The organism is Gemmatimonadaceae bacterium (assembly GCA_036504815.1).
Classification (GTDB): Bacteria; Gemmatimonadota; Gemmatimonadetes; order Gemmatimonadales; family Gemmatimonadaceae; genus PNKL01.
This window is the reverse complement of the sequence record DASXUN010000008.1, coordinates 66470-78350: the sequence shown is the minus strand read 5'-3', so window position 1 is coordinate 78350 and position 11881 is coordinate 66470. Positions and strand designations below refer to the sequence as shown.

Annotated in this window: 10 protein-coding genes; 9 read left to right on the top strand and 1 reads right to left on the bottom strand. The window is 68.0% G+C overall.

Features of this window, described 5'->3' with window-relative positions; translation table 11 throughout:
* The first annotated feature begins 93 nt into the window (after positions 1 to 93).
* From VGJ96_03840 to VGJ96_03825, 4 genes are all read left to right on the top strand, one after another.
* The gene (locus VGJ96_03840) at positions 94 to 2232 is read left to right on the top strand and encodes a TonB-dependent receptor (GenBank protein ID HEY3286234.1); all 2139 of its coding nucleotides are present in this window, start codon (positions 94 to 96) and stop codon (positions 2230 to 2232) included.
* A 165-nt stretch (positions 2233 to 2397) separates the two neighbouring features.
* Complete coding sequence (gene apaG, locus VGJ96_03835; protein HEY3286233.1) at positions 2398 to 2784, top strand: Co2+/Mg2+ efflux protein ApaG; 387 nt, start codon at positions 2398 to 2400, stop codon at positions 2782 to 2784.
* Between the two features lie 99 nt (positions 2785 to 2883).
* Positions 2884 to 3660: an ABC transporter permease gene (locus VGJ96_03830; GenBank protein HEY3286232.1), complete on the top strand. Its 777-nt coding sequence runs from the start codon at positions 2884 to 2886 to the stop codon at positions 3658 to 3660.
* Entirely contained in the window at positions 3657 to 4664 is a 1008-nt protein-coding gene (locus VGJ96_03825; GenBank protein HEY3286231.1) for an MlaD family protein, read from the top strand. Before VGJ96_03830 ends, VGJ96_03825 begins: the two co-directional genes overlap by 4 nt.
* 163 nt (positions 4665 to 4827) lie before the next feature.
* Here VGJ96_03825 and VGJ96_03820 read toward each other — a convergent pair whose 3' ends face one another.
* Positions 4828 to 6783: a multiheme c-type cytochrome gene (locus VGJ96_03820; GenBank protein ID HEY3286230.1), complete on the bottom strand. Its 1956-nt coding sequence runs from the start codon at positions 6781 to 6783 to the stop codon at positions 4828 to 4830.
* A gap of 322 nt (positions 6784 to 7105) precedes the next feature.
* Here VGJ96_03820 and VGJ96_03815 point away from each other — a divergent pair, with 322 nt between their 5' ends.
* From VGJ96_03815 to VGJ96_03795, 5 genes are read left to right on the top strand one after another with little or no spacing between them, the layout of a single operon-like run.
* Entirely contained in the window at positions 7106 to 9262 is a 2157-nt protein-coding gene (locus VGJ96_03815) for a molybdopterin-dependent oxidoreductase (protein HEY3286229.1), read from the top strand.
* On the top strand, positions 9255 to 9794 hold the full coding sequence (locus VGJ96_03810; protein ID HEY3286228.1) for a 4Fe-4S dicluster domain-containing protein: 540 nt from the start codon (positions 9255 to 9257) through the stop codon (positions 9792 to 9794). Before VGJ96_03815 ends, VGJ96_03810 begins: the two co-directional genes overlap by 8 nt.
* An 8-nt stretch (positions 9795 to 9802) precedes the next feature.
* Positions 9803 to 10735: an NrfD/PsrC family molybdoenzyme membrane anchor subunit gene (gene nrfD / locus VGJ96_03805; GenBank protein ID HEY3286227.1), complete on the top strand. Its 933-nt coding sequence runs from the start codon at positions 9803 to 9805 to the stop codon at positions 10733 to 10735.
* Between the two features lie 26 nt (positions 10736 to 10761).
* Positions 10762 to 11283, top strand: a complete 522-nt coding sequence (locus tag VGJ96_03800; protein ID HEY3286226.1) for a YeeE/YedE thiosulfate transporter family protein — start codon at positions 10762 to 10764, stop codon at positions 11281 to 11283.
* Positions 11280 to 11879: a YeeE/YedE thiosulfate transporter family protein gene (locus VGJ96_03795; GenBank protein ID HEY3286225.1), complete on the top strand. Its 600-nt coding sequence runs from the start codon at positions 11280 to 11282 to the stop codon at positions 11877 to 11879. Before VGJ96_03800 ends, VGJ96_03795 begins: the two co-directional genes overlap by 4 nt.
* Positions 11880 to 11881: the final 2 nt, after the last annotated feature.

The following is an 11881-nucleotide window of genomic DNA, read 5'->3' as shown; positions in this document are numbered from 1 at the left end:
AACGTTTCGGTGGCACCGGCGGTAGAATTGTAGCGCCGGACCGCGCGCCGACGCGCTACCGCCTCTCCCCTCCAGCACGCAGGGTCGCACATCATGAGACTCACTCGCCTCTCGGCCTTCGCCCTGTCGGCCGTCACGGCGTTTCCCCTGGCAGCGCAGGATGCTCCGGCCAAGGACTCCTCGTCCAGCCTGCCCACGGTGACCGTCACCGCGAGCCGATACGCGCGGTCGCTGTTCGACACGCCGTTGACGGTCTCGCGGGTGATCGCCGACCAGTGGCGCGGCGGGAGCGGGCTCGGTCTCGACCAGGCGCTGGCGCTCGTGCCGGGCGTGCTTGCGCAGTCGCGTTCGGGGACCAGCGACATCCGGCTCGTGATTCGCGGCTTCGGTGCGCGCGGCGCCGGCGACCGCTCGAACGCAGGAACGTCGCGCGGCGTGCGCGTGCTGCTCGACGGCATTCCGGAGACGGAACCGGACGGCCGCACGTCGTTCGACGGCATCGACCTCGCCGCGACGACGTCCATCGATGTCATTCGCTCCAACGCATCCGCTGTCTACGGCAATGCGGCGGGCGGTGTGGTCAGCGTCTCGACGGTGCCGGAGTTCGACCATCCGTACCAGCGCGCCGAGGCCGCGGCCGGCGGCTTTGGACTCCGGCGCGCCGCCCTGGCCGGCGGCGTCCCCTTTGGGCCGGCGCGCATGCACTGGAGCGCGACGCAGTCCGACTTCGACGGCTGGAGGGCCAACTCCGGGAGCACGCGTTCATTGCTGAACGCCGGGCTCGTGACGCCCCTCGGCGACGCCACGCGGCTGGGCGTCGCCCTCTATGTGACGCACGATCAGTTCTTCATTCCCGGTCCGCTGACGCAGGCGCAGGCGGATGCCGACCCGTCGCAGGCCAACGCGACGTATCGGTCGCGGCACGAACGTCGCGACAATCGCGTCGGCCGCATCGGCTTTACGCTCGAGCACAAGTTGTCGGCGACGCGGGACATCAGCACGATGTTTTTCGTGCAGCCCAAGTTCCTGCATCGCAGCGAACGCGGGACGTTCCGCGATTTCAGCCGGCTGCACCTGGGCGGCAGCGCGCTGTACCATGCGCGCACAGCATTCACCGCGGCGGTGAAGGGGACTTTCTCGGCCGGCCTCGACCTGGCCGGCCAGGACGGCTCGATCCAGTTCTACGGCCTGACGGCCGCGGGGACGCGCGCCACGGACCTGCGCGACAACAAGCGCGAAGGCGCGACGAATCTCGGGCTCTTCCTGACGGAGGATCTCGCCATCGGCGAGAAGTTCGGCCTGTCGCTTGGCGCACGGTACGATGACATCACCTACGACTACAAGAGCAACATCACCCCCCGCCTGAACGACGCGAAGTCGTTCAGGCGCATCACGCCGAAGTTCGGGGTGAATTATCGGACCTCCGCGACGCAGAGCATCTACGCGAGCATCGGCGGCGGGATCGAGGCGCCGGCGGGCAACGAGACCGACCCAGCGAGCACCTTCGGGCAGGACACCGTCACCGCGCTCAATCTGCTGCTCGACGCCATCCATTCGACGACGTACGAGGTGGGGACGCGGCAGTTCGTCTTCCGGAGCAAGGGCGTGCTGCGTGAGCTGACGTATGATCTCGCGGGGTATTTCACGACCGTGCGCAACGAGATCGTGCCGTATCGCGGCGGGCGCTTCTACTTCACCGCCGGTCGCGTGCACCGCATGGGCGCGGAATTGGGGGTGAACGCGCACCTCGCGCATGGCTGGCAGTTGGCGGGCGCGCTGACGACCTCGAACAACACGTACGAGGCGTACGTGGTGGATTCGGTGCACTACGGCAAGCCCGGACGGTTTGCGGACTATTCGGACAACGAGGTCGTCGGCGTGCCGAAGCTCACCGTCAACGGCAGCGCGTCGTGGGCGCCCGAGCGCGCGCACGGGCTGCGCCTGCAGCTGGGCGTCCAGCAGACGGGCCGCTACTTCGCCGATGACGCGAACCGCATCACCGTCCCCGGATCGACGATCCTCAGCGCGGGACTCCATACCGATCGCGTGATCGAGCTGGCCCGCGGCCTTGGCGTGCGCGGGTCGGTGAGCGTCCAGAACCTGACCGACCAGCGCTACCTCGCGTCGGCGTTTCTGAATCCCGACGTGGTTGGCGGGGTCCCCGTGGCGTTCGAGCCGGGGTTGCCGCGACAGGTGATTGTGACGCTGTCGATCGTAAGGGCGAGGCCGTAGGCGATTGAGGATCGGGAATCCGGATTACGATTGAGGATCGCGACGGCGGACAATGATTCGCGACGGGAGCGTCCATTCACCGTGCGATCGCCAGTCGAAATCCTTCATCGGAATCCGGGTTCCCATTCCGGATTCCATATCCTCGATCAGCAGTAGATTAGGACCGTGCCGCCCTTCTTCTATAAGCTGACCAACGGCTTCCGCATCACGGTGCGGCCGGCCTTTCTCGCCGATCAGTCGGCGCCGGAGCAGCGGCAGTTTGTCTTTGCCTACTTCGTGCGCATCGAGAACGTGGGCACGCGCGCGGCGCAGCTGCTCTCCCGCCGGTGGCGCATTCACGACGACGCGGACGGCGACACCGAGGTCGTGGGCGATGGCGTCGTGGGCGAGCAGCCGCTCATGGTGCCCGGCGGCGTGCACGAGTACCAGAGCTTCTGCGTCCTCAAGGGGCGCAGCGGCTTCATGGAAGGCGAGTACTTCTTTGCGGCGGCGGACGGCGAGCGCTTCGCCTGCGAGATTCCGCGCTTCACGCTGGCCGCGGACAACCCGTAGCCCGACGGCGGCGGACCGGCCCCCGGTAATGCGCGCGCCGACGACGCGTGAAGGGAGATCCCTCTAACGAGCCCCGTCCGCGCGCCATAGACTGCACGTATGATCGAGTTCGTCGGCCGGTCCGTCCGCGAGGCGCTCGAGGGTCTCGGCAGTGCGGGGCGCATGGGCGTTGAGGCGGTCCGCGCGGCGCGCGACGTGCGCACCTGGGGACCGCTCACGACCGACCAGATGCGCAAGCTGGGCGTCGGGTCCATTCCCATCGGCATGCTGATTGCCGCCTTCACCGGGATCGTGCTGGCCTTGCTCGCGAGCTACAGCTTCACGAACTCCGTGCCGCGGTATCTCGTCGGCACGCTGGTGCAGAAGACGGTGATGATGGAACTGGCCCCGGTGCTCACGGGGCTGGCGCTTGCCGGACGCGTGGGCGCCAATATCGCCGCCGAGATCGGCACGATGCGGGTGACCGAGCAGATCGATGCGCTCGAGACGCTCGCGTATGATCCAATCGCGTACCTCGTGGTGCCGCGCCTGCTCGCCGGACTCCTGATGTTTCCGGTGGTCGTCGGCGTGGCGATGATGGTCGGGCTGTTCGCGGGATGGGTGGCGTCGATGGGGCTGCTCGACCTGTCGTCGGAGCAGTTCCTGAAGGGCGCGCGCCTCTTCTTCGACGACTTCGACGTGCGCTACGGCCTGGTGAAGGCCGCAAGCTTCGGCCTCGCCGTCACGGCGGTGGGCTGCGCCTGCGGCCTCGAGACACGCGGCGGCGCGGAGGGCGTGGGCGCGGCCGCCACGCGCGCCGTGGTCACGTCGGCCGTGCTCATTCTCGTGCTCGATGCGTTCTGGGCGGTCGTCTGGCTGCTGGGGAGGGCGGTATGAAGCAACGATCGAACGACTTTATGCTGGGCGCCGTGATCCTGGGCGCCATCGCGCTGGTGATCGGCGTCTCGCTCTTCCTGCGCGAGGCCGACATCGGCACCAGGCGCAACCGTGTCGTGGCGCGGTTCAGCGATGTCGGCCAGGTGCAGGTCGGCAATGCCGTGGTCATTCGCGGCGTGAAGAGCGGCAAGGTGGAGGCCATCGAGCTCGACGAATACGGCTGGGTGCAGGTGCGGCTCTCCCTCAACGGCGATGTCCAGCTGCCACGCGATCCGGTGGTCCTGCTCGGCGCATCCTCGCTGTTTGGAGAGTGGCAGGCCACGGTGCTGGAGCGCGGTGCGGTGCCGAACAACCGGGACGTTGCCGCGGCGATCACCGCGGCATCGGGGCAGAAGGGAACGCTCGCGGGCGCGGTGCTCCCCGACGTCGCCCAGCTGACCACCGTCGCGGGCGGCATTGCCGGCGACGTGGCCTCCGTGGCCCAGCGCTTCCAGGTGGCGTTCAACGACAGCGCGGCCCGCGAGCTGCGCGCGTCCATCCGGAGCGTCTCGCTGCTCTCGGCCGACCTGGCGCGCACCGTGCGCGTCCAGTCGAGGCACCTCGACACCGTATCGGTGGACGTGCGCGCCGGCGCGGCCGACCTGTCCCGGGCGGCGGAGTCGTTTCTGGCGGTGGTGTCACGCCTCGACACCGCGACTTCGGCGGGTCAGGTGCGCCACATCGTCAGCGAGAGCGAGAAGGCGGCGGCGCAGGTGCGCGAGGCCAGCGCGCGCCTGAATCAGATCACGCAGTCGCTCGAGCGCACCGAGAGCCACCTGCGCGGCGTGATGGCGCGGGCCGACTCGGTCCTGCTGAAGGTGGACCGCGGGCAGGGCACGCTCGGTCTCCTCGTCAACGACCCGCGCCTGTACCAGAACACCGACTCGCTGCTGCGGGAACTGCGCGCGCTGCTGGCCGATGTGCAGAAGCAGCCGAAGCGGTACTTCGGGGTGAAGATCTTCTGACCCACGACGATGGAGGATTTGGAATTCGGAACGCGATTCAGGAATTCGATTCAAGATTGTGACGGGCGATTGACCGCGGGATCACCGCCAATCGCCAATCGCAATCGGAATTCGCAATCCTGAATCCCATACCGAATTCCAGATCCTCAATCGTCTCTCTCTCTCAGAACGTCGGCCCCACGCACCGCTTCGTCTTCCGCGCGGCCGTCGCCGCGAAGTCGACGATCGCGCGTTGCATCACCGCCGACGATCCGGCGTGGCAGGTCAGGCACGCCCCCGCGGTCAGGATGCGGCGCTGCTCCTCGATGGTGAACGGGCGCACGTCGTCGCGCGTGGAGACCATGCCACGGCGTGCCTGCAGGAATCCGGTCCACGCATCGGCGGGAAGTCCGTCGTGCGGAGACGGCGCGAGCTCCGGCGTGAAGCTCCAGCGTCCCACCCCGCCGGCGATGGCGTAGCGCAGCGTGCCGCGCCCGAAGCCAAGCGCCACCGGATCGGTGTGGCAGGAGGTGCAGGACCGGGCGGCCCGGCTCGTCGTGTGCGCCGCCGTGCGTGCGTAGAGCCGCCGAAAGACACGCGCGGGCGATGCCGTCGTGAATTGACTGCGGTCGAGTTCGAGGATCATTCCCGGAATGAAGGTGTCGACCACGCCGTGCGGATGCGCGTCATCGGCGGCGTCGGCGCGGACGCCCAGCGTGGGCGGCGTCGCTTCGAATGGCCCCGAGGACTCGTTCCATCCGCCGCGCACGTCCCGCTGGTCGACGTGGTCGAATGCGTCCGCCGACTTGTCGTACGCCGTGTGACAGGTCGCGCAACGGGGCGCCCACGCTGAATGGCACGCGCTGCAGGTGAGCCGGGCGTGTCCGCCGCCCTGCGTGCACACCGCCAATGGCGGCCGCAGCGGCGCCCACGCGCCGTCGCGCTTGTGCCGCAAGCGCAGGCCGGCGTCAGGCGCCACGACGACATTGGAGAGAACTGCCCCGGAGGCGGTGACGGCCAGTCGCTGACCGGAGGGAAGCGTCCAACGGCGCAGCGCGAGCAGCGCACTGGTTTCAGCGTCGGCGTGTGTCGACGGAATTGAGGCAGGCCGCGCCGTGTGGCAGTCCTCGCAGCGGATCTGCGCCTGCTCGCGCGCATGCGTGACGACCTTGGCGGCTCCCATCACCTCGCCCGGCGTGTGGCAGTCGATGCAGTCCATGCCCCGCGCCTGGTGCGCGTCGGGCGTGACGCGCGTGAAATACCGTCCGTCCTCCAGCCGGCGATATCGCCGCTGCGGCGCGCGCGCGTCGGCGTCCAGCGCGGCGTCCGACGGCGCGTCGCGCAGTTCATTCCACCCCTCGTAGTTCGTCGAGATCCGTCCCGACCGGCTGTGGCAGCCGAAACAGTGGTCGTTGCCGACCGCAATGGAGAACGACGGATGGCGACGGGGAATCCCCGTCCGCGCGGCCGGCGCCGTCGCCCGATACGTCGCCAGTTCTCGGGTGGCGGCCGAGTCGTACATGAGGTGGCACGCGTTGCATCCGCCGCCCCGCGTGTCCTCGCCAATGGCGCCCCACTCCGTCTTCGGCTGGTCGAGGTGGCACGAGGCGCAAAGCTGGCGCAGATGCGTGTCGGCCGGACCCGCTCCCAGCGCGGCCGCGTGGGGCGGTACGGTCGACGCGGGAGCGGGGTCGCCGAAGACCCGGCGATCGATTTCAATGACCCCCGCCATCGTCGCCATGATCGACCGTTCGACGCGAGAGGCCAGGGCGGGGTGGCAGGCCGACTGCGCGCAGGTGCGGGGCGCGTCGGCGAGATTCCCCGGCACGCGGATCATCCCCGCGTGCGCCGCGCGCGCGTCCATCGCCCGCACGTCGCCGCCGTGGCAGGCGGCACAGCCGATGCGTTCGGGACGGTGCGCCTCGTCGAGTCCGGTGATCCCCGCATGGCAGACGAGACAGGCCTCGCGGCGCCCGAGGATGAGCGGTGGTTCCACGGCGGACGGCCCCGGTCCTCGGTCGACACCGGCGGCGTCCGGCATGCGCCCGTTGCGCCGCGCCACGAGCGCGAGCGCGAGCGCGGCAGCACCCACGACCGTGGCGAGCATCAGCCGGGTGGCGATCGTCGGCCGGACGGTCATCGGGCGGGCGGGCGAGGCGGCACGGACATGGAGGCAATATGGCGGTCGATCGTCGGCCGTCGTCAGGTATTCTGGCCGGAAAACAGATTCTGTAAAGCACCATATCCTCATTTACGCATATTTTCCGGTTTTTCCCGACAGGTTTGAAATACTTGCCTGACCGACCAACGAACCCGGATCGCTTAGGCTAGGGCTGTAAACGAGGCGACGCCCGGGCAGTTGGGCGTGAAAGCCAGGCCCGCGGGCCGGGCGTCGCCCTATGGTTGAGGCGAGCATGGGCGCGTTCTCACGACGAAAATTCCTGAAGATCTCTGCGGCGACCGTGACGGTGGCTACCGGCGCGGCCGCCTTCGCCAAGGGACCGACGGCACCGGCCAAGCCGGCGCCGCGGGCCACCAAGGGCGTGCGGCAAGTGCCGACCTTCTGCGACATCTGCTTCTGGAAATGCGGCGCGATCGCATCGGTGCGCGATGGCGTCCTCTGGAAGGTCGAGGGGAACCCGGAGGATCCGCTGAGCCGCGGCCGGCTCTGCCCGCGCGGCACCGGCGGCGTGGGCGCGCACTTCGATCCGGACCGGCTCAAGCGCCCCCTCATTCGTCGCCACGACCGCGGCCGGGAGGAGTGGGCCGAGGTCTCGTGGGACGAGGCCTTCGCGTACATCGCCACGAAGATGCACGCCATCAAGGCCACCCACGGCCCGGAGGCCGTGGCGATGTTCGCCCACGGCATCGGCGGCAACTTCCTCAAGCACACCCTCAAGGCGTACGGCACGCCGAACTTCGCCGCGCCGTCCTTTGCGCAGTGCCGCGGTCCGCGCGACGTCGGCTTCCGCCTCACCTACGGCGAGGATGTGGGATCGCCGGAACGCACGGATATCAAGAACGCCGAGTGCCTGGTGCTCATCGGCAGCCACCTCGGCGAGAACATGCACAACTCGCAGGTGCAGGAGTTCGCCGACGCCGTCGGCAACGGCGCCTCGGTGATCGTCGTCGACCCGCGGTTCTCCATCGCGGCGGGCAAGGCCAAGCACTACCTCCCGATCAAGCCCGGCACCGACCTCGCCCTGCTCCTCGCGTGGATGCACGTCATCGTCACGGAGGAGCTGTACGACAAGGCGTACGTCGCCGCGAATGGCTTCGGCTTCGACCAGTTCGCCGCGACGCTCGGCACGTACACGCCCGAGTGGGCGTACCCCGAGACCGGCATCACGCCCGAGGTGATCCGCGCGACTGCCCGCGAGATGGCGCGGTACAAGCGCACCCTGGTGCACCCCGGGCGACACGCCACCTGGTACGGCGACGATGCGCAGCGCAGCCGCGCCATCGCGCTGCTCAACGCCCTGCTGGGCAGCTGGGGCCGCGAGGGCGGGTTCTATACGCCCGTCAGCATGGATGTCCCCGGGTATCCCTATCCCCCGTATCCGAAGCCGGCCAGGCCGAAAGTCGACAACCCGGACAATCGGTATCCGTTTGCCCACGAGGCCATCACCACCGGCATTCGCGAGGCGACGATCACCGGCAAGCCGTACCCGATCAAGGGGTGGTTCGTCTACGCCACCAACCTGATCCAGGCCCTGCCGAACGAAGCCGAGACCATCAAGGCCATCCAGAACCTCGACCTGCTCGTGGTCGTGGACGTGATACCCAGCGAAATCGCCGGGTGGGCCGACGTCGTGCTCCCGGAGTCGGTCTACCTCGAGCGCTACGACGATCTCAATGTTGAGTGGTTCCGCGAGCCCTTCGTCGCCATCCGCCAGCCGGTGGTGGACGCTCCTGACGACCAGAAACCCAACTGGTGGATGGCGAAGAAGCTCGCTGAAACGCTGGGCCTCGCGCACTACTATCCGTGGAAGGACATCGAGGAGTATCTCGACCAGCGGCTGACCAACGCCGGCCTGAGCTTTGCCGAATTGAAGTCGCGCGGCATCATCCGCGGGGCGCCGCAGCCCATCTTCACCAGTGAAGGGGCGCCGCTGAAGTTCGAGACGCCGTCGGGGAAGATCGAGTTCTACTCGCTCCAGCTCGAAAAGGCCGGCTTCGATCCCGTGCCGGTCTATCACCGTCCCGCCGACGCGCCGCCGGGGGCCTTCCGCCTCCTCTTCGGCCGGGCGCCGGTGCACTCGTTCAGCCGCACGCAGTCCAACCGGATTCTCGCCGACATGATGGACGAGAACGAGGTCTGGCTGAACGCCGACGTGGCGCGGCGCCTCGAGCTTAAATCGGGCGACTACGTGCGCCTGAAGAACCAGGACGGCGTCATCAGCAACCGTGTGCGCGTGAAGGCCACCGAGCGCATTCGTCCCGACTGCGTCTACATGGTGCACGGCTTCGGCCACACCGCCCGCGGCCTCAAGCATGCCTACCAGAAGGGGGCAAGCGACTCGCAACTCGTCACCCGGTACGTCACCGACCCGTTGATGGGCGGGACGGGCATGCACGTCAACTTCGTCACCCTCGAGCCGGAGGCGATCCATGGCTAGGTTCGGCATGGTCATCGACACCGTCCGGTGCGTCGGCTGCATGGACTGCGTGGTCGCCTGCAAGACCGAGAACGACGTTCCCGAGGGATTCAACCGCGACTGGATTGCGTACGACGTCACGGGGACCTTCCCGACGTTGCACATGGAGATCCGCTCGGAGCGCTGCAATCACTGCGACAACCCGCCGTGCGTCTCCTGCTGTCCGACCGGGGCGAGCCACGTGCACGACGTGGGGGGCGTGGTGCTGGTCGACGCGGACAAGTGCATCGGGTGCAAGGGATGCGTTGCGTCGTGTCCGTACGGTGCGCGCTTCATCCACCCCGACGGCTACGCCGACAAGTGCACCTTCTGCATCCATCGCGTGGAGCAGGGACTGTCGCCCGCCTGCGTCGCGGTCTGCCCGACGCACTGCATGCACTTTGGCGACCTCGATGATCCCAACAGCGACGTCAGCCAGCTCCTCGCGTCGCGGAAGCACCACGTGCTCATGCCGGACGCGGGCACGAAGCCGCGCATCTACTACCTCACGTGAGCGCCCCGATGCAAGAACTCACCATCACGCGCCACAACGAGCTGATCGACCCGGTCCTCAGCATCTGGTCGTGGCAGATTCCGGTCTACCTGTTCCTCGGCGGCCTCGTCGCCGGGATCATGATCATCGCCGGGTACTTCGTGCTGCAGCGCCGGTACAGGCACACCGACTTCTCCACGTTCTACCTGCCGCACATCGCGCTCGTCCTGCTCAGCGGCGGCATGTTCGCTCTCTTCCTCGACCTCGAGCACAAGCTCTACTTCTGGCGCCTCTTCACGACGTTCCAGCCGAGCGCGCCGATGTCGTGGGGCTCGTGGCTCCTGATGATCGTCTTCCCCGCGCTCTGGGCGAACACGCTCATTCGCATTCCGCAGCCGTTCCAGGGCCGGGTGCCGCTCTTCGACCGCTGGTCGGCCGCGCTGAACCAGCGCCCGCAGCTCATCAAGGGCATCGGCATCGCCAACATGCTGCTCGGCACGCTCCTGGGCATGTACACGGGCGTGCTGCTGAGTTCGTTCGGCGCCCGTCCGCTCTGGAACAGCGCGATGCTCTGGATGTTGTTCCTCGTCTCCGGGCTCTCGGCGGCGGCCGCATTCGTGCACCTCATCACCACCGATGAATACGAGCGCGAGTTGCTGGCCAAGGCCGACGCCGCCTTCCTGACGCTCGAGTTGTTCGTCTTCGGCGGCTTCATCAGCGGCCTGCTGACGTCGTCTCGCGTGCACATCGAGGCCGTGCGCCTCCTGCTCGACGGCCCGTACGCCTCGGCCTTCTGGGTGCTGGTCATCGGCCTCGGGATCCTCGTGCCGCTCGGCATCCAGATGCTCGCGGTCAATCACCGGGTGAAGCACACCCCCGTGGCGCCGATCCTCGTTCTCCTCGGCGGCCTGACCCTTCGCTTCGTCATCGTGTACGCCGGCCAGTTCAGTCACTGGACCTGACCGGCGCGTTCTCAAGGAGCCATCGCATGGAAGCAAAGCCTGCCCAACCCTACTGGAACCCGTACGTCGCCGGTTTTGGCCTCGGCCTTGTTCTGCTCACCGCCTTCGTGGTGATGGGACGCGGACTCGGCGCCTCCGGCGCCTTCGCCTCGACCATCACCGCCGGGCTCAACGCGGTGGCGCCGGGGCATGTCGCGGCGAACCCCGCGTACGCGGAGTACCTCAAGGAGGGAACGACGCCGCTCAAGGACTGGCTCGTCTTCGAGGTGCTCGGCGTCTTCGTCGGCGGCTTCCTCTCCGGTCTCCTCGCGCACCGCGTGACGAGAACCGTGGAGAAGGGACCGCGTATCTCGACCCGGAATCGCCTGATCTTCGCGTTCATCGGCGGTGCGCTGATGGGCATCGGCGCCAAGCTCGCCCGCGGCTGCACCAGCGGCCAGGCGCTCACCGGCGGCGCGCTGCTCAACGCGGGCAGTTGGGGATTCATGATCATGGTGTTCGTCGGCGCATACGCGTTCGCGTATGTCATGCGGAGGCAGTGGACATGATGGCGCCCTTCTTCAAGTTCGGCTTCTTCGGGGACAACCTCGGCCTCGTGGTGGCGTTCCTCGTCGGCATCGGCTTCGGTTTCTTCCTCGAGCGCGCCGGCTTCGGCAGCGCGCGCAAGCTCGCGGCGCAGTTCTATCTCACCGACCTCCGGGTCTTCAAGGTGATGTTCACCGCCATTGTCACCGCGATGCTCGGGGTGTACTACCTCTCGGTGCTTGGCGTGATGGACCTCTCGCTCGTCTACCTCACCCCCACGTTCCTCGCGCCGCAGATGGTTGGCGGGCTCGTCCTCGGGGTTGGCTTCGTGGTGGGCGGTTATTGTCCCGGCACGGCCTGCGTGGGCGTGGCCACCGGGCGCATTGACGCGCTCGTGCTCTTCCTCGGGATCTTCGCCGGCATCGTGGGATTCAACGAGTTCTACCCGATGGTGAGCGGCTTCTACAACGCCACGGAGATGGGGCAGCTCACCCTGCCGCAGGTCACCGGGCTGCCGTACGGCCTGCTGGTCTTCGCCGTGGTGCTGATGGCGCTGGGCGGCTTCGTCGGCGCGGAGTGGGTGGAGAAGCGCATGGCGGCCCGCAAGGCGGAGGGCTGATC